We start from the raw sequence: 21,853 nt of genomic DNA, 5'->3' as shown, positions 1-21,853 counted from the left end.
ATGAGCAAAATAGCTATTCTTTCTCTGCTGTTGCTTTCTACTTTTGCTCAGGCGCAAGTGAAGACAACAGCAGATTCTGTTTCTGTACGTAATACTCTGGGGGAAGTTATAATTACTTCTACCCCTATTCAAGATCAATTACAGCGCATTCCGGCATCGGTAAATGTAATTAATGCCGAAGATCTGCAACGTAGTGACCAACTCTCTATCGCAAACGAAATCAATAAGAATCCGGGTATTCAAATGCAGCAAGGTGCTTTAAACACCAGCCGAATCAGCATTCGCGGTTTGGGTGCGCGTAGCCAGTATGCTACAAATCGGGTGAAAGCGTATATAGAAGGCATACCACTCACCACTGGTGAGGGAGAAACTACGTTAGAAGATCTTGACCTCAACCTTATTGAACGTCTCGAAATTATAAAAGGTCCCGCAAGCAGTAGTTATGGAGCCGGATTAGGAGGAGCAATCAATATTTCGGTAATTAAACCAAAACCAGAATCTGCTTCAGTTCAGCTTAATGGTCTTGGTGGCTCTTTTGGCCTTTTTAAAGGCGGAGTAACGACATCTTTAGCAAACAAAAAAACTGCAGGTTTCATCAGTTATAATCATCTTGAAAAAGAAGGTTTTAGAGATAATAGTAATTACAACAGGAATACCTATACTGCATACGCGAAAACAGAACTCAATGCCACAAGTTCACTAACATTTTTTGGAAATTACACACGCTTAAAAGCCTTCATCCCAAGTTCTATCAATGCGGAAGATTTAGAAAATAATCCCGAAAAAGCAGCTTTTACATGGAATGCTGCTCAGGGTTTTGAATCGTACGATAAGGGTCTTGCTGGGCTTTCGTATAACTGGCAGTTTAATGAGTACAACTCGTGGACGACCAGTGTGTTTATCAACTACAGAGACGGTTACGAACCACGACCGTTTGATATTTTAGATGAAAATTCTTTTGCTTTTGGGATACGCAGTAATTTACAATCCTCATTTTCCGTTTTTAATATTCCTGCAAAAAGCAGCATTGGGGTTGAGTATTTTGATGAGCATTACCAGGCAAAACTCTTTGAAAATTTATATCAGGATAATTCCGGAAACGGAAGTTTACAAGGTAACCTGTTTAGTAATCAGGAACAAGACCGAAAATACCTTAACCTTTTTGCACAAATAAGTCTTCAATTCTCTGAACGTTTAAAGGCAGACATAGGGCTTAACTACAATCACAGCAGGTATGTGCTCGACGATTACCTCAACGAAGCCAGTATTGACAATTCTGGAGTATATACCTATCCGCGCTTGTTTTTACCGCAGGCTGGTTTGACCTACGAAGTGGTCACAGATAAATTTTTATATGCGACCGTAAGCAGAGGCTTTTCATTACCCACAGTTGCCGAAACACTCACGCCCGAAGGCGCCATAAACCCCGAAATACAACCGGAAACCGGTGTTAACTATGAGCTGGGTTTAAAAGCACAATGGTTCAATAAAACACTCTATATAGAGCTTGCTTTTTACACGGTACAGGTAAATGATTTATTGGTTGCAGAGCGCGTTGGTAATGACCAATACGTGGGGCGTAATGCCGGTAAAACAGATCATAATGGAATAGAATTACTGATTAATTATAGAACGCGGCTTGCTGCAAACTGGGAGTTTAAACCCTATGCTTCATTAGCCTTGAATGACTATTCGTTTGATGAGTTTATCGATAATGATATTAACTACGGCGGTAATGATTTAACCGGTGTTGCCGATAAAATAATTAATCTGGGTGTAGATTTACAACACGCAAACGGACTTCGGTTCAATGTAAATTACAGACATACAGGTGCTATTCCACTAAATGATGCAAATACTGTTTACAGTGACAGTTATAATCTGGTAAATTTAAGAGCAGATTACGCGTTTCAGTTTTCACAAAATTTTAAAGCAACACTTTATAGTGGTGTAAATAATGTTTTTGACATCAATTATGCAGCTCAGATTTTACCCAATGCTACAGGATTTGGCGGTGCTGCACCGCGCTTTTTTTATCCCGGAGAATCTATAAACTTTTATGTAGGGTTAAATGTAAACCTGAACTAAGGTTATTAGAAACTGAACTTTAATTTTTCTCAGGAATAGAAACACCTTCCTGTTCAAAATTTTTAAGTTCAGTTTTGAAACTGGTGCTTAAAACCATAAGACGATCCAAAAGATCAAGTTGATGTTCCGGAAGCAAAAGTTCACCTTTCAACTGCTTAGCATCAAGATATTCAAAAAATAGATTTTGATGGTAGGATTCTATTTCTAACTGGCGATTTAAGAATTTTTGATCAAAGTAATCGCTAGTGGCAAATAGCACATGCAACTGCTCATAAGTGATAGGATTGTATTCCTTTTTCTGTTTTGAAGGATCTTTTTTAAATAAGCTCAAAAACATTTTACCTATTGCAATAAAATCCATACCATTTGTATAATTTGGTGGTTTATACAAATGTGGATATTTCTTAACATCAGCCTGTATGGCTGCATTAACTATACTGTCGTATTCTTTTAAGTTAAACTCTCTAACTTTTGGCGCTTCCGTAAGACGCACTTCTTCCAGTTCGTTTAAATTCTCTTTAAGTTCAACTACCCAGCGTTTTTCGAGTTGATAAGGTTCTACAATAAAAACCTGAGTTTCCATAAATGGAGCACTAAATACCAAAGAATCTTTGAGTCGAGCGGCTAAACTAAAATCCCCTTCATCTGTAGTAACGGTACTTTTATTTTGAGTTCTGTTTTCAACTAGAACCCCGGGAACTCGCTTTTCTCCGGCGTAAACTTTGCCAGAGGTATTCTGCGCTAAACCAAGTGCAGTATTGAAAAATAGAATAGCAAGGATGAAGAATCTGATCATAGAAATGCGCTTGTGAAATTGAAAGACCAAAAATCAGACCGAATGTTGCACGTTTTTTAAACCCGTACCGTATCAGGTACCAGACCGGTGTAATCACCACCGTTGCGAATTACATCTCTAACTATTGAAGACGAGATATAACTCTTACCCGAGGAGGTGAGCAAGAATACAGTTTCGATTTGAGAAAGCTTTCGGTTTGTATGTGCAATGGCTTTTTCAAACTCAAAATCCCCGGGATTTCTAAGTCCACGAAGGATAAAACCCGAATCTGTCGCATTACAAAAATCTACCGTAAGCCCTTTATAGGTCATTACTTTAATTTTGGGTTCGTCTTTAAACGACTCCTTTAAAAAAGCCTCACGCTGCTCTAGCGTGAACATATATTTTTTATCTGCATTGACACCTATAGCCAAAATAATCTCATCAAAGAGCGTTAAACCACGTTCGATGATATCATAATGACCTAATGTTAGCGGATCAAAAGAACCGGGGAAGACTGCGCGTTTCATAGTAAGGTATTCAATATTGAAAATTAAAAATACAAAATTGAAGTGACGATTTGAGTTTACGACTCAACAGATACCTGTCACGCGACTTCATTAAAAATCTTACACGTTGTATTTCTTAATTCGTGTTTTTAAATTCTTATTTTGACAAGGCTTGCTCAATCACATTATCAAACAAATCAGAAAGGCTAATACCTGCTACTTGTGCCTGCTGCGGAATAATGCTCGCGGGACTCAATCCCGGTGTCGTATTTACTTCTAAGAAATGCGGTTGCCCGTTATGAAAAATAAACTCTGCACGAGTTAACCCTTTCAATTTTAAAACTTTAAAAACTTTCTCGGCCTCGCGTTGCACAGCTTCGGTTTGTTCTGCTGAAATTCGGGCAGGAGTGATTTCTTGAGACTTTCCGGCGTATTTCGCTTCGTAATCAAAGAAATCATTCTCGCTTACAATTTCGGTGACCGGCAAAGCCTGTATTTTTCCGTGGTAATTAATAACACCTACCGAAACTTCGGTACCCGAAAGAAACGATTCAATAATAATCTCATCGTCTTCTTTAAAAGAAACCGCAATTGCAGCTTCCAGTTCTTCTTCTGCATATACCTTAGAAACGCCAAAACTGCTCCCCGCCTTATTGGCCTTTACAAAACAAGGCAAGCCTACTCTGGCAACAATTTCGGCAGGATTAATGGCATCTCCTTTATTTAAAAAATAATTTGTTGCTGTTTTAACACCATAAGCCCTTAACACACTTATACAATCGCGCTTATTAAAGGTAAGCGCAGCCTCATAATAATCGCAAGCCGTCTGAGGGATCTGCATTAAATCAAAATACGCCTGTATGGTACCATCTTCTCCAGGAGTGCCGTGAATGGTATTAAACACACAATCAAAAGTAATTTTTGTGCCTTCAATAGTTAACGAAAAATCACTTTTATCTACAGGTATAGGTTTATGATCTGGATGTGTACAAAACCAGCCCTCTTTTAAAATAGAAATAGGGTAAACCGTATATTTATGAGTATCCAGATGTTTACACACCGTGTTTCCGCTAAGCATAGATATGGCTACCTCGCTTGAAAAACCACCCATTATAACTGCTATATTTTTTTTTGACATAGTAAATAGAAATCCTTTGCGTTAAGTAATAAGAAATAGGGGCTCAAAGAACGCTAATTTTAGAATAATTAGGCAAAAAAAATGATTGCAATTGAGGGTCAGCCAATTTTAAACTAAGTTTGTAGCCGCAAAATCGCATGTATATGGGACTCATAAAATTTATATTTAGCAAAGCATTTTTGATGCAGTTACTGTTGGCCGTAATCGTATTGATTGTGCTGGGTTTTGGGTTTATTTTTTGGCTTAGCTCTTCTACAAATCACGACGAGCGCATTGCGGTGCCTGATTTGAGCAAAATGACACTAAGTCTTGTTAAGCAGGAACTTGACAATGCAGATCTAAACTATGTGGTTATAGACTCATCTAACTACAATCCTGACTACCCTACATACTCTGTGATTGAACAAAACCCCGCAGCGGGAAAATTTGTAAAAGAAAACCGAAAAATTTACCTCGTGCTCAATCCTTCGGGATATCGTGAGATTGCAATACCATCGCTGGTGGGCAGAACACAACGTCAGGTAGAGCCTACTCTACTGGCCTTAGGTTTTAAAATAGGAAAAATAGACTTACGCGATCATATTTCTGAAGATGAAGTACTGGAGTTGAGACACAACGGCGCTACATTGAGAGAAGGTGATAAATTGCGCAAAATGTCTGTTATCGACCTCGTGGTTGGTAACGGAAAAGATAATTATTACAATACAACTACTGAAGAATCAGTAGATATAGATGATTCAATTAACGAGGCTGAAGAACTAGAAGATGCAGGATTTTAATGCCGAAGGGCCAGACGAACAGGAAGACGAACTTTACGAACATTACAGTTTTACCGCAGGTAAAGGCCAGGAGCCGCTGCGCGTAGATAAATTTTTGATGAATTTTATTGAGAAAGCGACTCGAAATAAAATTCAAACTGCAGCAAAAAACGGGAACATACAGGTTAACGGCGCTGTTGTAAAACAAAATTATAAAGTTAAAGCCGGTGATGTGGTACGTGTTATGTTTGAACACCCACCGTATGAGTTTTTATTAACTCCAGAAAACATTCCGCTAGACATTGTTTATGAAGATGATACCCTTCTGGTTGTAAATAAACCGGCAGGAATGGTTGTTCATCCCGGTCACGGTAATTACAGCGGCACCCTTATAAACGCGCTTATCTATCATTTTGAAAACCTACCTGAAAACAGCAGCGGCAGACCCGGTCTTGTACACCGTATAGATAAAGATACCAGCGGACTTCTTGTTGTTGCTAAGACTGAAGAAGCTATGACTCACTTAGCAAAGCAGTTTTTTGATAAAAGTAGCGAGCGTGAGTATGTTGCTATTGTTTGGGGTAATGTTGAAGAAGAAAATGGTACTGTAGAAGGTCACATAGGTAGACACCCTAAGAACCGCATGCAGAATACCGTTTACCCTGAAGGAGATCAAGGAAAAGAAGCGGTTACCCATTACAAAGTTTTAGAGCGTTTAGGTTATGTTACAAAAATTTCCTGTAAACTAGAAACCGGGCGTACGCATCAGATTCGCGTGCATATGAAGTACATAGGTCATACCCTATTTAATGATGAGCGCTACGGAGGTGATGCTATTTTAAAAGGAACTACGTTTACTAAATACAAGCAATTTGTAGATAACTGTTTTAAAATATTACCGCGACAAGCATTACACGCAAAGACACTTGGTTTTGTACACCCCAAAACCGGAGAATGGATGAGTTTTGACAGCCCTGTACCTCAGGATATGGTAGATTGTATAGAGAAATGGCGCAGTTATGCAAAACACGCTATGGAATAATTAGAAGCTGCTAAGGCAAGATGTTGCAATGTGCTAAAGCAGTTTTAATAACGTAATTTTAAAGTATGCTTGATTTTATACCGGAAAATTTACAAACTATAATCATCGTAGTTGTTTTAGCTATTCTCTTTCTGGGCGTAGTAAAGAACAACAAGCGCAATCAACGTAAAATGCGCGATCGCAAAAAACGCAATTTTAGAGCAGAATATTTTGACCGTAAAAAAGAGCGAGAAAAAGACGATTTACCTACAAACTAAATTCACAAGATTTGAAAATATATACTAAAACCGGAGACAATGGTACTACTGCCCTGTTTGGTGGTACTCGTGTTTCTAAAAATGACATACGTATAGAAAGTTATGGTACCCTTGATGAACTTAATTCGCATTTAGGATTAATTCGTGATCAGGAAATAGATGCACACAGTCAGGCTGTTCTCATTAAAATACAGGAAAAATTATTTGTTATAGGAGCCATTTTAGCAACAGATCCTGACAAGGCGCTTTTAAAAAATGGTAAAGAACGCTTAGACATAAAAAGAATAAGTGACTTAGACATTGCCCTCTTAGAAACTGAAATGGATACTATGGAAGAGCAATTGCCACCTATGACGCATTTTATACTCCCCGGCGGTCATCAAACCGTGTCATTCTGTCACATAGCACGCAGTGTTTGTCGCAGAGCAGAGCGATTATCAACCGCTCTTTATCAACAAGTTCCGTTTGAAGAAAATGCTTTAAAGTATTTAAACCGTCTTTCTGACTATCTGTTTGTACTGGCACGTTTCTTGTCAAAACAGCTACAAGCAAAAGAAATTAAGTGGATACCCGAAAAATAAGAATTCAGCTTTTAAAAATGGGTATAAGTACCGTAATCTAAGGAGATTACATACGTTCTTAAAAATAATATTGAATTAATTGATATTTTTCTTGGTTATTACGCTAATAAATTTATTTTTGCAAAAAATTAAATACGTTAACTATGTACTGGACATTAGAACTAGCCTCTCACCTAAGCGATGCACCTTGGCCGGCTACCAAAGATGAATTGATTGATTATGCAATTAGAACGGGAGCGCCACTAGAGGTTGTAGAAAATTTACAATCTATGGAAGATGAAGGCGATTCTTATGATTCTATTGACGAAATATGGCCAGACTACCCGTCTGACGATGACTACCTCTGGAATGAGGATGAATACTAGATTTTACATCACGTAAACACTTAAAAAGTCTCGCATTGAGGCTTTTTTTTTGCTTAAATTTGAACCGCTCTAAAAAAGCAACTATTCGTAACCTTTAGTTACGATTTTATCGGAAAATTAATGTATTAATAGAAGAGCCTCAAGCTTAATGTAAGCTACCTATTGATAATAAACGAGTTACCAAGTTATGGGATTATTAGATAAAGTATTAAAAGTCTTTGTAGGAGACAAATCTAAACAGGACGTTGCATCGATTCAACCTATTGTTGAAAAAATAAAAAGCTTCGAAGCACAGCTAGAAAAGCTTTCCCACGATGAACTGAGGCAAAAAACTACCCAATTTAAAGCTCAAATCGCTAATGCACTTGCAGACAATAATGCAGAGCAATTGCGTCTACAAAACGAAGCTGATGAAAATGACGATATAGATCGTAAAGAAGAAATTTATGCAGCGATTGATAAGCTAAAAGATGATGCTTATGCGATTAGCGAACAGGTTTTAAATGATATTCTTCCCGAAGCGTTTGCCGTTGTTAAAGAAACAGCAAAGCGTTTTTATCACAATACATCAATAGTTGTTACTGCAAATTCATTTGACCGTGAATTAAGTGCAGATAAAGATTATGTTTCTTTAGATGGTGATAATGCGATCTGGGCAAACAGCTGGGATGCTGCAGGTAAAGCGATTACCTGGGATATGATACATTATGATGTACAGCTAATAGGTGGTGTGGCCATGCATCAAGGCAAAATTGCAGAGATGCAAACAGGTGAAGGTAAAACCTTAGTTGCTACACTTCCGGTTTATCTAAATGCACTTACCGGAAATGGAGTTCACCTGGTAACCGTTAACGACTATCTGGCAAAACGAGATAGCGCGTGGATGGCTCCTTTATTTAACTTTCACGGTCTTACTCTAGACTGTATAGATTTTCACAGACCTAACTCTGCAGCGCGTCGTAAAGCATACGCCGCAGATATCACATACGGTACTAATAATGAATTTGGTTTTGATTACTTAAGAGATAATATGGCACACGCGCCTAATGATTTGGTTCAGCGCGCACCTAATTATGCAATTGTTGATGAGGTTGACTCAGTTTTAGTGGATGATGCTCGTACTCCGTTGATTATTTCCGGACCGGTACCAAAAGGAGATCAACACGAGTTTGATGCCTTAAAACCTAAAATTGATAGTTTAGTAAGTTTACAACGCCAGCAACTTACAGGTACTTTAGCTGAAGCAAAAAAACTTATCGCTTCCGGAGACACTAAAGAAGGAGCAATTTTATTACTACGTGTGTACCGTGGTTTACCTAAAAACAAAGCGCTAATTAAATACCTGAGTGAAGAAGGTATTCGCCAGCTTTTACAGAAGACCGAAAACAATTACATGCAGGATAACAATCGCGAAATGCACGTGATTGATGCTGATTTATATTTTACAATAGACGAAAAAAATAACCAGATAGAACTTACCGACAAAGGTATTGAGCACTTATCTGGTAAAGACGATCCTAATTTCTTCATTATGCCAGAGATGGGTGTTGAGATTAGTAAAATTGAAAATGCAAATCTTTCAGCAGAAGAGGAAGCGGAGAAGAAAGAAGAACTTTTTAGAGAGTTCAGCATCAAGAGTGAGCGTATTCATACTATGAATCAACTTCTTAAAGCCTACACCTTATTTGAAAAAGACACAGAGTATGTGGTGATGGATAATAAAGTAAAAATCGTTGACGAGCAAACTGGCCGTATCATGGATGGTCGTCGTTACAGTGATGGCTTACACCAGGCGATTGAAGCTAAGGAAAACGTAAAAATTGAAGATGCTACCCAAACTTTTGCAACAGTAACGCTTCAGAATTATTTTAGAATGTACCGCAAACTTAGTGGTATGACCGGTACAGCCGTTACCGAAGCTGGAGAACTTTGGGAAATCTACAAACTTGATGTTGTAGAAATACCTACAAATCGCCCTATCGCCAGAGATGACCGCGATGATAAAGTTTACAAAACAAAACGTGAGAAATACAACGCCGTAATTGACGAAGTTCAAAATCTTGTAGATGCTGGTAGACCTGTACTTATAGGTACAACTTCGGTAGAGATTTCAGAATTATTAGGAAAAATGCTATCCCTAAGAAAAGTACCTCACAATGTATTAAACGCAAAACTGCATAAAAAAGAAGCAGATATCGTTGCTGATGCAGGTAACTCTGGCCAGGTAACGATCGCTACGAACATGGCCGGTCGTGGTACAGATATTAAATTGAGTAAAGCTGTAAAAGAGGCAGGTGGTCTTGCCATTATAGGTACAGAACGTCATGACTCAAGACGTGTTGACCGCCAGTTACGTGGTCGTGCAGGTCGTCAGGGAGATCCGGGAAGTTCACAATTCTATGTTTCTTTAGAAGACAACCTAATGCGTCTGTTTGGCTCTGAGCGTATCGCAAAAATGATGGACCGTATGGGTCTTAAAGAAGGTGAAGTTATTCAACACGGGATGATTTCTAAATCTATTGAGCGTGCTCAAAAGAAAGTAGAAGAAAATAACTTTGGTGTACGTAAGCGTTTGTTAGAATATGATGATGTGATGAATGCGCAACGTGAAGTAATTTACAAGCGTCGTTACCATGCGTTGTTTGGAGAACGTCTGCGTGTAGATATCGCAAATATGATTTACGATACTTCAGAAGTAATTGCAGAAACTAACAAGGCAGCTCAGGATTATAAGAATTTTGAATTTGAATTAATTCGTTTCTTTTCAATGAGCAGCCCTGTAGATCAGAAAGAATTTGATTCTTCTTCTGCAAAGCAACTTGCACTAAAAGTTTATGATGCTGCACTGGTACATTACCGCGAAAAAATGGAACGTAATGCAGCAGTCGCCTTCCCGATTATTAGCAATGTATATGAAAATCCAGATAGCAACTATGAGCGTATTGTAGTTCCTTTTTCTGATGGTATCAAAGAACTAAAAGTTGTAACGAATCTAAAAGATGCTTACGAATCTAAAGGGAAGCAGCTGATTACAGATTTTGAGAAGAATATTACACTTGCAATTATTGATGATGCGTGGAAAACACACCTACGCAAAATGGATGAATTGAAGCAAAGTGTTCAGCTTGCCGTTCACGAGCAAAAAGATCCACTACTAATTTACAAGTTTGAAGCATTTGAATTATTTAAGCAAATGATAGATCAGGTAAATAAAGATGTGATTTCGTTCTTATTTAAAGGTGAATTACCGGTACAACAAGAAAATCAGATACGCGAAGCCAGACAGGTTAAGCAAGCTGAAAAGGTACAAACCACTAAAGAGGAGATCCCCAATCTTGATGAGCGTGCTTCTCAAAGCAGATCTGCAGGTGCAAATACCCAACCTCAGCGTCAACAAGTAACCGAAACGATAACACGTGAACGCCCTAAAATAGGCCGTAATGATAAAGTGACGATTAAGCACATTATGAACGGTGAAACCAAATCAATGAAATTTAAACAAGCAATCCCGTTACTTGATAAAGGAGATTGGGTGCTTATAGAAGAATAAAAATTAAATACATTTAAATAAAAAAACACCCGTTAATAACGGGTGTTTTTTGTTAATAACATTAGTCATATACCTTCTGAATATTCTTTACACAAACTTAATATTGCAGCCCACTTAGAGATACACAATACTCCTAATTTTATACCCTAATTTTATTTCAATTTGTTTTCTAAAAATCGCTTACACCAAGAATTAAAAGAGGCTACTAATATGAAAGCCGTTGAGTTACGTGCATGGTTGCGCACAGATATCGCACCCCTCACCGTAGCCAATTATGATGATGCTCCGTCTATGGATCAATCTAACAAACTGCTGGTCATTTTAATGAAAGACAGTGAAGATTTGACTAAGGCAGATTGTCTTTTTATTCAGAGTATTTTACAACGTATTAAGTATATAAAAAGTACGCGTAGCAACGTACAACACACAAAACTTGATTGGGAGAATTCGCTACGCAATCTGGGCTTTGATGTTAAAAAGAAAGAGAAATCAAAGAAAAGAGAAAAAGAATTTTACTAAGAAAATAAGTTCTAATCTCTGATTTTATATTTCATTTAAGGCATTTCACTACACTTAAAATCATTCTTACAGCTACGATGTTTATATAAATAATCTGATGTACTGATGCCTGGTTTTGATTTTTCAATTAAGTAAAAAATTAAGTATCTTCATAATTGCTTTAATTTTAAAATTATGATTAACCCGCGTCTTGAACTCAAATGGGCAAGCATATACATCCTATTTCTTTTATTATGGATGGGTTTTGAGCGTTTTGCGGGTTGGCACGATCAACTGATAGACCGGCATCATATATATACCTTACTATTTTATATACCGGCAATAGGTATATATTTTATAGCACTCATTGATAAGCGAAATAATTTTTATGGTGGCATTATCACATACAAACAAGCATTTATAACCGGCTTAGTCCTAACTATTTTAATAACCATATTAGCCATACCCGCGCAGTATATTATAAGTACTTATATTAGTCCGCATTACTTTGAGAATGTTATTGAGTATGCCGTAATCAGCGGAAAAGCAACTATAGAAGAAGCAAATGAGTTTTTCAATCTAAAAAGCTATATAATTCAAGCTGTAGTTGGAAGTTTAGTATTCGGCATTCTAATTTCCAGTATTGTTTCGGTATTTATAAGAAGGAAATAAACCTGAAATTCTACAATAAAAAGTTGTTGTTCTATCTTTGAGCAATGGATAAAAATCTAAAACTTCTTTGTTCTGATATTGACGGAACATTATTGAATGCAGACCGTGATATCGATGTAGAAACCATTGCTGCCGTATCAAAATTATCAAGAGAATTTCCCATCATATTAGCTTCTTCCAGGATGCCATCTGCAATGTATTATTTGCAAGAAAAATTAGGCAGACTTAACAGCCCGCTCATTTGCTATAATGGCGGCCTTGTTTTAGATAGTAACGGTATGTGTTTACAAAGCCATACAGTTTCTTTAGACTTTCTAGCTACTGTAATTGAGCATCAAAAAAAGTATGCCTATAATATTAGTACCTACTGTACAGATACGTGGCGCACAGAATCTGAAGATTACTGGACCATAAGAGAAATAAGAAGCACTCGTGTAGAACCTGTTTTAGTACCTTTAGAAGATCACATAGCTATTCTTAAAGCTATTGATGAACAACCCCATAAAATTATGTGTATGGGCACACCTGAAGCCTTAGACGACCTCATCGCTATACTTGAAAAAAAACACGGGAATGAAGCTCATTTTTACAGATCAAAAGACACCTATCTTGAGATAAGTGCCAAAAATATTGACAAGAGCACAGCTCTGGAACAACTTATTAAAGATCACTATAATCTTAACATGGAAAATGTAATTGCTTTTGGTGACAATTTTAATGATGTGACCATGATTAAAAATGTAGGATTAGGAGTGGCCGTTGCCAATGCTACTCAAGAGGTTAAAGATGTTGCAGATTATATCAGCGAGTTCACAAACAAGGAACACGCCGTTGCTCGCGCCATTGAACAATTTTTACTCTAAATCGTCAACCCAAACTTAATAATTAAAGCGCCCAATGGAGCGCTTTAATTATTTCAACTTGTACCAAAAGCGAGAGGCGCCCTCCAACCAAAAAGTGCGCCTCTCAAAACAACCTAACCAATAATCTTACTAACCAATTATTATCTTTATATTCTTAATCTATATACTGTTTATAGTTATTTACGACAATCTTCGCTCCTAAATCGTGCATTAAATTATACAAACCGAAAAAGGTTCTGTTTATGTATAAGAAATGTTTGCTTCCCCTGTTACCATTCATTTTACGCAGTTGCGTATCTTTTGAATACTTATCACTCAAATCTGCGATATGAGAGAAGAATGATTCATCATTAAAATCAAACGTCTCGTGATGAAATGGTTTAGTAAATAAACTCAACATCTCGTGAAATAATTCTGAAAAGAATTGAAGCTCTTCTGCTGAATCATCTTCCCGTAGTATTTCTAACTCAAACATTTTATTATTAAAAATCTTTGGGTCATTAATATTTTTAGGCTCTGCTAATTCAAAATAAGGAGTATAAAATTCTTGAGGAACTTTTTTAATACACCCAAAATCAATAGCTATTAAATTATGATCAGAATCTACAAGAAAGTTTCCGGGATGAGGATCTGCATGCACCGCTTTCAAGAAATGCATTTGATACATATAGAAATCCCATAAAGCCTGCCCTATTTTATCTGCTGCTACCTGATCTGTATTATGAGCAGTAAATTCACTCAAATGCTCACCTGTCATCCAGTCCATTGTAATAATGCGTTCACTAGACAATTCAGGATAGTATTTAGGAAATTTTAAATTTGGAATAACACTACATTTTGAAGTAATGTCTAAACTTTGACGTACTTCTAAAATGTAATCTGTTTCTTCTAGTAACTTATCTTCAACTTCCTGAAAATACTTCTCTTTATCCTTACCTTTTAGATTAAACATCCGGCTAGCGATAGGCTTCACTAGAGCCAGATCACTACTAATACTGTCTGCGACTCCTGGGTATTGTATTTTCACAGCAAGATTTTTCCCATCTAACGTTGCCTTATGTACCTGACCGATACTGGCAGCGTTTATACTTTGAGTCGCAAACGTATCAAATATCTCTTCCGGATATTTATCTAAATATTTTTTAAATGTTTTTCTAACCAATGGAGCTGACAAAGGCGGTACAGAGAATTGAGATAGTGAAAATTTTTCAACATATGCCTTAGGCAGTATATTTTTTTCCATACTCAACATCTGTGCTACTTTAAGAGCACTCCCTTTGAGACTTTTTAAACCATCGTAAATATCACCTGCATTTTCCTCGTCTAGTTCTTCTCTGGTAAGATCGCTGTTAAATGCTTTCTTACCATAATATTTTGCATAATTACCTCCCACTTTCACACCGGTCTTAACCAGCTGTGATGCACGCTGTAATTTGTTTGTTGGGATGTAATCTATAGTTTTCATAATTTCCTATTTAGATCTTGAAAAGTTTTCTTTAAACAAAAATTTTCCAAAATCAAGAATACTTTCTAATGGTGTAGTATTAAACACATCAAATATTGCATTTACAGATTTTTCTATGGCTACATCCGTTTTTTCAAAGCGTGCTGAATTATCATCCATCCAATATTTTAAAAGAAATAATGTTTGCAACCAGGCTCCCTCACTAAATATAGAAACAGGATTTTTAGTTAAACGTGATGACTTCTCATCATTTGCTTCTTCAATTAATTCTCCTGCATAATCTCTAACTTTTAATCTTAGATCGCGCAATTGCCCTAAGCTCTTTAAAGTATCTTTTTGCTCGTGAAGTGCATATAAAACATAACTTCTATTAGCAGTCAATACTTCAAAAAAAGTGTAGAAAAATGAGAGCATTTTCTCTCTGTTAGGATATGTCGAATAAGCCGGATTTTTATGTAAAACATTAATTGTATTATCAAAAAAACTAACCCATATAGATTCTCGAATACCTTGAAAAGAACCAAAGAAATTATAAAATGCACCCTCTTCAATATTATGCTCTTTACAGAATTTAAATACTGAATTAGGCCTTTGACCGTGCTCCAATACATATTCCATATACATCGTTGTAACCAATTCTTTAGTAAGTTGTGGTTCAACTTTTTTTGCTACAGTTTTCTTAGTGGTTGCCATAATCTCTGTTTACGTTTGTAAAGATAAATCTGTTTAATAATATTTCAAAACCCTTAAACAAAACCTTTCGTTAAAGTTCTTTCAGTTATATTGAAAGTTGTGTCAGTTTGTCACACCCTCTCCTTTGGTACTTTTTTTGACTTTAGTGCTTTGCGCTTAACCAATGTATTAGGCGAACTATTAAAAATCAAATAACCCGACTAATTTGTCGGCTTTTAAAAAACAAAATACACTATGTCTACAGGTAAAATTAATGTTGCTGTTGAGAACATTTTCCCGCTTATCAAGAAGTTCTTGTACAGTGATCACGAGATCTTTTTAAGGGAATTAGTTTCTAACGCGACAGATGCTACGTTAAAATTGAAACACCTTACAAATATAGGTGAGGCCAGTGTAGAGTATGGCAATCCTATAATTGAGGTTAAGGTTGATAAAGACGAAAAAACCATTCGTATTATCGATCAAGGTCTAGGTATGACTGAAGAGGAAGTACAAAAGTATATTAATGAAGTTGCCTTTTCTGGTGCAGAAGAGTTTTTAGATAAATACAAAGACTCTGCAAAAGATAGCGGTATTATTGGGCATTTTGGACTGGGCTTTTACTCTGCTTTTATGGTTGCTCGTAAAGTAGAAATAATCACAAAGTCTTTTAAAGACGAGCCTGCAGTACGTTGGGAATGTGATGGTTCTCCAGAATTTACACTTACACCCGCTGATAAAACAGATCGTGGTACAGAAATAGTTTTACACGTTGCAGAAGATTCTGAAGAGTTTTTAGAAGAAAACCGTATTAGCCAGTTACTAGCTAAGTACAATAAATTTATGCCGGTACCTATTAAATTTGGTACTACAGAAGAAACGCTTCCTTTACCTGAGGATGCTCCAGAAGATGCTGAAGCAGAGACCAAAACGGTAGATAATATTATTAACAACCCCAACCCGGCCTGGACCAAGCAACCTACAGAACTTGAAGAAAAAGATTATAACTCTTTCTATCGTGAGTTATATCCTATGCAATTTGAAGAGCCGCTTTTTCATATTCATTTAAATGTTGATTATCCTTTTAACCTAACAGGAATCTTATATTTTCCACGTTTAGGTCAGGACATGAATATTCAGAAAGACAAAATTCAACTGTATCAAAATCAAGTTTACGTAACTGATAATGTTGAAGGTATTGTTCCTGAATTTTTAACTATGTTACGTGGGGTTATAGATTCTCCAGATATTCCTTTAAACGTTTCCCGATCGTATTTACAAGCAGACGGGGCGGTTAAAAAAATATCAAGCTACATTACCCGTAAAGTAGCAGATAAACTAAAATCACTATTCAACGAAGATCGTGAAGACTTCGAGAAAAAATGGAACGACATTAAAGTGGTGATTGAGTACGGTATGCTTAGCGAAGATAAATTCTTTGAGAAAGCAGATAGTTTTGCATTATACCCTACTGTAGACGACAGCTATTATACTTTTGCAGAGTTACAGGAGAAAATTAAAGACTCGCAAACTGACAAAGATGGTAAACTTATTGTCCTTTACGCGTCAAATAAAGATGCACAACATCAATACATAGAAGCTGCAAAAGCTAAAGGTTATGAGGTTCTTTTATTAGACTCTCCTATTGTTTCTCACTTATTACAGAAACTGGAAACTTCTAAAGAAAACATCAGCTTTGTACGTGTAGATGGGGATAATGTTGAAAGTTTAATCAAGAAAGATGAAGAACAAATTTCAAAGCTTTCTGATGAAGAAAAAGAAAGTTTGAAAAAACTTCTTGAAGAGACAATTGCAGATAAATCCTATACTGTAAAACTTGAAGCTATAGATAGCAATGCGGCTCCATTTATGATCACCCAGCCAGAATTTATGCGTCGTATGAAAGAGATGCAGGCAACCGGTGGCGGTGGCGGTATGTTTGGTATGGGTAATATGCCAGATATGTATAATGTGATTGTCAACACAAACAGTGAGTTAGTTAATGAGATTTTATCTACAAAAACAAAGAAGAAACAAGAACGTTTAATAACACAATCAATGGATCTTGCGCGTTTATCTCAGGGCTTGCTAAAAGGAGAAGCTTTGACTAACTTTGTCAAACGTTCCTATGAGATGATTAAATAGGAAATTAGAGATCTTAGATTTGAGACACTAGATCTACCATCCTAACTTAAATATTAGAAGCCATCCTTTTTGGGTGGCTTTTTTTATACATATATATTTTCTAACGTTTCTTTAACCCACAATACGGTTGCCCTAAACTCTTTATTGTTAAATTCACATAACCAAACAGTAATCTATGTTTCAATACACAGCAACCTACACAGACCTCTATCAATTGAGTATGGCGCAGGTTTATTTTAATAAAAAGCAAAATGACCAGGCCGTGTTCGATTATTACTTTAGAAGGCTTCCGTTTAAAGGAGGTTATGCAATTTTTGCAGGATTAGAAGAACTACTCACGATTATTGAAGAGTTACGTTTTTCTGAAGAGGATATTGCTTATCTCAAAACTTTAGATTTTGAACCCACATTTTTAGCATATTTAAAGAATTTCCGCTTTAGCGGAACCATCAATTCAATGCCGGAAGGAGAACTGGTGTTTGGTACGGCTCCTATTTTACAGGTTGAAGCAAATCTTATTGAAGCGCAGATTATTGAAACTATATTATTAAACACACTTAACTTTCAAACCTTAATAGCTACTAAAGCAAGTCGTATTCGCCAGGTTGCGGGAGATAAAACCTTGCTTGATTTTGGGTTGCGCCGGGCACAAGGTCCCGGAGGATATTACGCATCTCGTGCGGCAGTTATAGGTGGTTTTGACGGGAGTAGTAACGTAATTACCGGGAGAGATTTTGGGATCAAAATAAGTGGAACTATGGCACACGCTTTTGTGCAAAGCTATGATGATGAACTTACGGCATTTAGAGATTTTGCAGAAAACAGACCTAAAAATTGTGTTTTGCTGGTAGATACTTACGACACGTTAAAGAGCGGTGTTCCTAATGCCATTACGGTAGCAAAAGAAATGGAAGCTCGCGGTGAGCAACTGCTCGCAATTAGACTAGACAGCGGGGATCTCGCCTATCTTTCTAAGAAAACCCGTAAAATGCTGGACGATGTAGGATTGTCTTATGTAAAAATCGCAGCTTCAAATCAACTTGATGAATACGTAATACAAAGTTTACAAAATCAAAAAGCACCTATAGATATTTATGGAGTAGGAACTAATCTGGTAATAGGTAAACCAGACGGGGCACTAGATGGTGTTTACAAACTGGCATTTGCTAATGGAAAACCACGCATTAAAATTTCTGAAAGTATAGCCAAGGTTACGCTCCCCTTTAAAAAGCAGGTGTATAGAATAAAGAATGAAGAAGATATTTTAATAGGTGCAGACGCAATAGCAATAGCTGACGAATCGCACGTAAACCGAATGAATCATCCTGTTGAGCCGTTTAAAAGTCTTGACATTGCCACGCTTAAGCAAGAGGCGATGCTTAAGCCTGTTATGCAAAACGGCAAACGCCTACACAAAATACAAAGCGTGCAGGAAATTGCAGCATTTAGCAAAACACAACTCGCAGGCTTGCCCGAAGAATATAAGCGTTTTGACAATCCGCATATTTACAAGGTGGGAATTAGCGATCGCTTAAAACAAGAACGCGATAATCTTATTGAAGAACATAAAATATAATTGATGAAAACATACACATTTAGTATTATCCTGGTATTTACCTCTCTGCTTTCCTTTGCACAAAATCAGGTATCTGAAAACTACTTATCTCGTGAAGAAAATGAGACCTGGCTAATGAATTTAGAAGAATCGCAAGATCTAGAAACGAAGCTAAACGCTATTCAGAAAAAAATAGTAGATGACGCTCAATTTATCGCTCCCAGACCCGGGGTTTCATACACCGGTTTATCTAAAGAAGCTCGAGAACGTTTAAATGCAGTTCAAGATTCGTTGCCTAAAGTAACTGCTGCTTGTAAAATATTTTTCGTGTTGAATTCAGATGACATGTATCTACTAGATTTGGAAAAAAATTCAAAATACAAAGCTTTGATTAAAATGCTCGACTCAGAACATATAGATTCTGTAATAGTTCTAAAAGACACTGCATTATTTGGCACGCAAGCCAGTTGTGGCGCAGTACTTATGAAAATTAAAAATGATGAACTTACTACTGCGTTAAAAAAATTAAACACACAGACAACTAAAAAATAAAGATGAAAGCGCTTATTATAATAGATATGCAAAATGATTTTATGCCCGGAGGGCCACTTGCTGTACCGGGCGGAGATCAGATAATACCACTCATAAACAACCTTCAAAATAAATTTGATTTAGTAATCGCAACTCAAGACTGGCACCCCGAAAATCACTCGAGCTTTGCTGATAATCACCCCGGAAAATCAGCATACGAGAAAATAGATATGAATGGTATAGAACAGGTTTTATGGCCGGTGCATTGTATTCAAACTACAGGTGGTGCAGATTTTCATCCACACTTAAATGCATCGCGTATTGAAGCTATTTTTAGAAAGGGAACAGATCCTAAAATTGATAGCTACAGTGGCTTTTATGATAATGCTCATAAAAAATCTACCGGTTTAGCGGGTTACCTAAAAGGCAAAGGAGTTACGTCTTTGTATTTCTGCGGTCTAGCTGCAGATTATTGCGTTTCCTATTCGGTTTTAGATGCTCTTCAGGAAGGTTTTAAAGTCACGCTTTATGAAGATGCTACCCGTGCCATAAGCGAAGAGTCTTTTAGTAAAATGAAAGAAGAAATTCTTGCCAAAGGTGGTAGAATAAAAATAGCTGAAGAACTGGCTTAAATCATTTTTTAACTTTAAGATTTGGGTGCTTAAAAATTAATTTCAAAGAGAGGAAAAGCTATTTGTTTTTCCTCTTTTCTAATTTAAATAGGCATTGAACATTACTAAAAAATACGCGTTGAACATTGATTTTAAATCAATTATTAAAACTCATAAAATATTTCTACGCTAACAGATTTTTGTGAATTTTCAATTAAAAAAGTGATTAAATTAGGTTGATTTTTTGGGGTTAATACCAAAGAATTATAATTCACGGCAACCTTTACAAACCTAATTTAAATACCTTTTATGATTCACCCACATACTGAGATCCGTTTTATAAATGACCAGGTAGGCCACGGCGTAGTTGCTACTCAATTTATACCCGCAGGAACAATAACATGGGCATTAGACAAACTCGATCGAGAATTTACACCTTCAGACTTTAAACAATTAGATATTCTCTATCAAAACATCTTAGAGACCTATACCTACCGAAATAAATCAGGAAATCTCGTGCTCTGCTGGGATAATGGCAGATTTGTAAATCACAGTTTTAAATCTAATTGTTTAAGCACAGCATATGACTTTGAAATAGCCATATGCGATATTCACCCGGGGGAGCAACTTACAGACGATTATGGCTATCTCAATGTCACAGAACCTTTTACAGGTATTGATGAGGGCACAGAACGTAAAACGGTATTTCCAGATGATTTATTAAAGTATTCTAATGTATGGGATGCACAGGTTAAAGCAGTATTTTCAGAAATAACCAAAGTCAACCAACCTTTAAAAAACTTAATTTCTAGTTCTACATGGAAAACGATAGAAGATATAATTTCACATAAAAAAGAGATGGCTTCAATCGCAGAGAATTATTATAATCCACACGTAAGCGTTACCATATAATTAGCATTTAATACTAAATGGCAAAGCCTCAATCTCCTGAGGCTTTTTTTATGGTCTATATTTTAAAGTTTTTTACTGGCTATGTCTATTGTTTATAGTGCATACCGTTAGATACTTTACAATATTATAGATCTTGCTTGAAGCGTCTTCGTATCAATAATTCGGCTTGAAATCCTACTATTTAGCAAAAGTAGAATATCTTAAATATTAAGATTAATCGTATAAAATGAGGAAATCTGTAAAGAAATATTAGTTTGTAGCATTATATTGCAAGTCTAAATCACTATAATTCAATTAAATTTCACAATTTTAATTGAGATGTAGGTTTTGAAATCACCCCAATGAATTCAAATTTATTACAAAAAATATGTTACTATCTAAACACTTTTTACTGCAGTTGCGGCAATTTATCTATTTAATTAACGGGTATATTCGACCTCTAAAATATAAGTATAATGGAGCTCGGTCATAAGAAAAACTCGACATATTTGACTTTAGGCATTGCTATAGTCTGGGTTATTTTAATACTATTCAGACTATTTCTATCAAACGCATTAGGTTGGTTTGATATCTTAATGATGGGATTAGCAATTTATTATTTCTGCAAATTTTACTATTTAAAAACTCACCCCTATCTTAAATTAACCGAAAGTCATTTTGTAAAATATTGTATTTTAAAAACAACGCGAATTCCTATAGCATCATTAAAAGGATTTCACAGTAATAATTCGGGAGATTTTGTACTAGTAGGCAGTAAAAAGAAAATATGGATTTCTTCAAAAGCAGTAGATCAGAAATCATTTTCTAAATTTAAAGAGCATCTAAAACATCTCAAATTTAACTCCTAGAAAATGTTCTAACACTAG

21 protein-coding genes are annotated in these 21,853 nt (G+C 36.3%); 16 read left to right on the top strand and 5 right to left on the bottom strand.

What is annotated here, in order from left to right; genetic code table 11:
• Entirely contained in the window at positions 1-2,088 is a 2,088-nt protein-coding gene (locus P164_RS00270) for a TonB-dependent receptor family protein (RefSeq protein ID WP_035899261.1), read from the top strand.
• Positions 2,089-2,107: 19 nt separating this feature from the next.
• On the opposite strand, the gene P164_RS00265 is transcribed toward P164_RS00270, so the two are convergent.
• From P164_RS00265 to P164_RS00255, 3 genes are all read right to left on the bottom strand, one after another.
• Complete coding sequence (locus P164_RS00265; protein ID WP_125411729.1) at positions 2,108-2,884, bottom strand: hypothetical protein; 777 nt, start codon at positions 2,882-2,884, stop codon at positions 2,108-2,110.
• Positions 2,885-2,940: 56 nt separating this feature from the next.
• A complete protein-coding gene (gene coaD, locus P164_RS00260; RefSeq protein WP_028374488.1) occupies positions 2,941-3,393 on the bottom strand; it encodes a pantetheine-phosphate adenylyltransferase in 453 nt (150 codons plus the stop codon).
• A gap of 136 nt (positions 3,394-3,529) precedes the next feature.
• Positions 3,530-4,510 carry a D-alanine--D-alanine ligase gene (locus P164_RS00255; protein ID WP_028374487.1) on the bottom strand — a complete coding sequence of 327 codons (981 nt, stop codon included), beginning with the start codon at positions 4,508-4,510 and terminating at the stop codon, positions 3,530-3,532.
• 143 nt (positions 4,511-4,653) lie between these two features.
• Here P164_RS00255 and P164_RS00250 point away from each other — a divergent pair, with 143 nt between their 5' ends.
• The 9 genes from P164_RS00250 to P164_RS00210 all read left to right on the top strand — a co-directional run bounded on the left by P164_RS00250 (position 4,654) and on the right by P164_RS00210 (position 13,096).
• Positions 4,654-5,289, top strand: coding sequence for a PASTA domain-containing protein (locus P164_RS00250; protein WP_028374486.1), 636 nt, complete (start codon positions 4,654-4,656; stop codon positions 5,287-5,289).
• On the top strand, positions 5,276-6,310 hold the full coding sequence (locus P164_RS00245) for an RluA family pseudouridine synthase (protein ID WP_028374485.1): 1,035 nt from the start codon (positions 5,276-5,278) through the stop codon (positions 6,308-6,310). The genes P164_RS00250 and P164_RS00245 overlap by 14 nt, the downstream gene beginning before the upstream one ends.
• A 65-nt stretch (positions 6,311-6,375) precedes the next feature.
• Positions 6,376-6,567, top strand: coding sequence for a hypothetical protein (locus P164_RS00240; RefSeq protein WP_028374484.1), 192 nt, complete (start codon positions 6,376-6,378; stop codon positions 6,565-6,567).
• Positions 6,568-6,578: 11 nt separating this feature from the next.
• A complete protein-coding gene (locus P164_RS00235) occupies positions 6,579-7,148 on the top strand; it encodes a cob(I)yrinic acid a,c-diamide adenosyltransferase (protein WP_028374483.1) in 570 nt (189 codons plus the stop codon).
• Between the two features lie 143 nt (positions 7,149-7,291).
• The gene (locus tag P164_RS00230) at positions 7,292-7,513 is read left to right on the top strand and encodes a DUF2795 domain-containing protein (protein WP_028374482.1); all 222 of its coding nucleotides are present in this window, start codon (positions 7,292-7,294) and stop codon (positions 7,511-7,513) included.
• A gap of 187 nt (positions 7,514-7,700) precedes the next feature.
• Complete coding sequence (gene secA / locus P164_RS00225) at positions 7,701-11,063, top strand: preprotein translocase subunit SecA (RefSeq protein WP_028374481.1); 3,363 nt, start codon at positions 7,701-7,703, stop codon at positions 11,061-11,063.
• Between the two features lie 162 nt (positions 11,064-11,225).
• Entirely contained in the window at positions 11,226-11,582 is a 357-nt protein-coding gene (locus tag P164_RS00220) for a DUF3140 domain-containing protein (protein WP_028374480.1), read from the top strand.
• 174 nt (positions 11,583-11,756) lie between these two features.
• Positions 11,757-12,233 (top strand): DUF4199 domain-containing protein, encoded by a 477-nt coding sequence (locus tag P164_RS00215; RefSeq protein WP_028374479.1) that lies wholly within the window; start codon positions 11,757-11,759, stop codon positions 12,231-12,233.
• Between the two features lie 44 nt (positions 12,234-12,277).
• Positions 12,278-13,096: a Cof-type HAD-IIB family hydrolase gene (locus tag P164_RS00210; RefSeq protein ID WP_028374478.1), complete on the top strand. Its 819-nt coding sequence runs from the start codon at positions 12,278-12,280 to the stop codon at positions 13,094-13,096.
• Between the two features lie 154 nt (positions 13,097-13,250).
• On the opposite strand, the gene P164_RS00205 is transcribed toward P164_RS00210, so the two are convergent.
• Together P164_RS00205 and P164_RS00200 are read right to left on the bottom strand one after the other, a co-directional pair.
• On the bottom strand, positions 13,251-14,561 hold the full coding sequence (locus P164_RS00205) for an ABC1 kinase family protein (RefSeq protein ID WP_028374477.1): 1,311 nt from the start codon (positions 14,559-14,561) through the stop codon (positions 13,251-13,253).
• 6 nt (positions 14,562-14,567) lie between these two features.
• Positions 14,568-15,254, bottom strand: a complete 687-nt coding sequence (locus tag P164_RS00200; RefSeq protein WP_028374476.1) for a TetR family transcriptional regulator C-terminal domain-containing protein — start codon at positions 15,252-15,254, stop codon at positions 14,568-14,570.
• Positions 15,255-15,488: 234 nt separating this feature from the next.
• On the opposite strand from P164_RS00200, the gene htpG reads away from it, so the two are divergent.
• The 6 genes from htpG to P164_RS00170 all read left to right on the top strand — a co-directional run bounded on the left by htpG (position 15,489) and on the right by P164_RS00170 (position 21,835).
• On the top strand, positions 15,489-17,378 hold the full coding sequence (gene htpG / locus P164_RS00195; protein ID WP_028374475.1) for a molecular chaperone HtpG: 1,890 nt from the start codon (positions 15,489-15,491) through the stop codon (positions 17,376-17,378).
• A gap of 175 nt (positions 17,379-17,553) precedes the next feature.
• A complete protein-coding gene (locus P164_RS00190; protein WP_028374474.1) occupies positions 17,554-18,954 on the top strand; it encodes a nicotinate phosphoribosyltransferase in 1,401 nt (466 codons plus the stop codon).
• A 3-nt stretch (positions 18,955-18,957) separates the two neighbouring features.
• On the top strand, positions 18,958-19,485 hold the full coding sequence (locus P164_RS00185; RefSeq protein ID WP_028374473.1) for a hypothetical protein: 528 nt from the start codon (positions 18,958-18,960) through the stop codon (positions 19,483-19,485).
• A gap of 2 nt (positions 19,486-19,487) precedes the next feature.
• Positions 19,488-20,096 (top strand): bifunctional nicotinamidase/pyrazinamidase, encoded by a 609-nt coding sequence (gene pncA / locus P164_RS00180; protein ID WP_028374472.1) that lies wholly within the window; start codon positions 19,488-19,490, stop codon positions 20,094-20,096.
• Positions 20,097-20,384: 288 nt separating this feature from the next.
• A complete protein-coding gene (locus tag P164_RS00175) occupies positions 20,385-20,987 on the top strand; it encodes an SET domain-containing protein (protein WP_028374471.1) in 603 nt (200 codons plus the stop codon).
• Positions 20,988-21,442: 455 nt separating this feature from the next.
• Positions 21,443-21,835 carry a hypothetical protein gene (locus P164_RS00170; RefSeq protein WP_028374470.1) on the top strand — a complete coding sequence of 131 codons (393 nt, stop codon included), beginning with the start codon at positions 21,443-21,445 and terminating at the stop codon, positions 21,833-21,835.
• Positions 21,836-21,853: the final 18 nt, after the last annotated feature.

Source organism: Leeuwenhoekiella sp. MAR_2009_132 (genome assembly GCF_000687915.1).
Classification (GTDB): domain Bacteria; phylum Bacteroidota; class Bacteroidia; order Flavobacteriales; family Flavobacteriaceae; genus Leeuwenhoekiella.
The sequence above is the reverse complement of the archived record's forward strand: the minus strand, read 5'-3'. Positions and strand labels throughout refer to the sequence as shown.

Bases quoted from the DNA above. Each gene is read 5' to 3' on its own strand.
- P164_RS00255 (WP_028374487.1), bottom strand. From the start codon at position 4,510: ATGTCAAAAAAAAATATAGCAGTTATAATGGGTGGTTTTTCAAGCGAG.
- P164_RS00265 (WP_125411729.1), bottom strand. From the start codon at position 2,884: ATGATCAGATTCTTCATCCTTGCTATTCTATTTTTCAATACTGCACTT.
- coaD (WP_028374488.1), bottom strand. From the start codon at position 3,393: ATGAAACGCGCAGTCTTCCCCGGTTCTTTTGATCCGCTAACATTAGGT.
- P164_RS00190 (WP_028374474.1), top strand. From the start codon at position 17,554: ATGTTTCAATACACAGCAACCTACACAGACCTCTATCAATTGAGTATG.
- P164_RS00250 (WP_028374486.1), top strand. From the start codon at position 4,654: ATGGGACTCATAAAATTTATATTTAGCAAAGCATTTTTGATGCAGTTA.
- P164_RS00270 (WP_035899261.1), top strand. From the start codon at position 1: ATGAGCAAAATAGCTATTCTTTCTCTGCTGTTGCTTTCTACTTTTGCT.
- P164_RS00215 (WP_028374479.1), top strand. From the start codon at position 11,757: ATGATTAACCCGCGTCTTGAACTCAAATGGGCAAGCATATACATCCTA.
- htpG (WP_028374475.1), top strand. From the start codon at position 15,489: ATGTCTACAGGTAAAATTAATGTTGCTGTTGAGAACATTTTCCCGCTT.
- P164_RS00240 (WP_028374484.1), top strand. From the start codon at position 6,376: ATGCTTGATTTTATACCGGAAAATTTACAAACTATAATCATCGTAGTT.
- P164_RS00205 (WP_028374477.1), bottom strand. From the start codon at position 14,561: ATGAAAACTATAGATTACATCCCAACAAACAAATTACAGCGTGCATCA.
- secA (WP_028374481.1), top strand. From the start codon at position 7,701: ATGGGATTATTAGATAAAGTATTAAAAGTCTTTGTAGGAGACAAATCT.
- P164_RS00185 (WP_028374473.1), top strand. From the start codon at position 18,958: ATGAAAACATACACATTTAGTATTATCCTGGTATTTACCTCTCTGCTT.
- P164_RS00175 (WP_028374471.1), top strand. From the start codon at position 20,385: ATGATTCACCCACATACTGAGATCCGTTTTATAAATGACCAGGTAGGC.
- pncA (WP_028374472.1), top strand. From the start codon at position 19,488: ATGAAAGCGCTTATTATAATAGATATGCAAAATGATTTTATGCCCGGA.
- P164_RS00210 (WP_028374478.1), top strand. From the start codon at position 12,278: ATGGATAAAAATCTAAAACTTCTTTGTTCTGATATTGACGGAACATTA.
- P164_RS00230 (WP_028374482.1), top strand. From the start codon at position 7,292: ATGTACTGGACATTAGAACTAGCCTCTCACCTAAGCGATGCACCTTGG.
- P164_RS00245 (WP_028374485.1), top strand. From the start codon at position 5,276: ATGCAGGATTTTAATGCCGAAGGGCCAGACGAACAGGAAGACGAACTT.
- P164_RS00200 (WP_028374476.1), bottom strand. From the start codon at position 15,254: ATGGCAACCACTAAGAAAACTGTAGCAAAAAAAGTTGAACCACAACTT.
- P164_RS00170 (WP_028374470.1), top strand. From the start codon at position 21,443: ATGGAGCTCGGTCATAAGAAAAACTCGACATATTTGACTTTAGGCATT.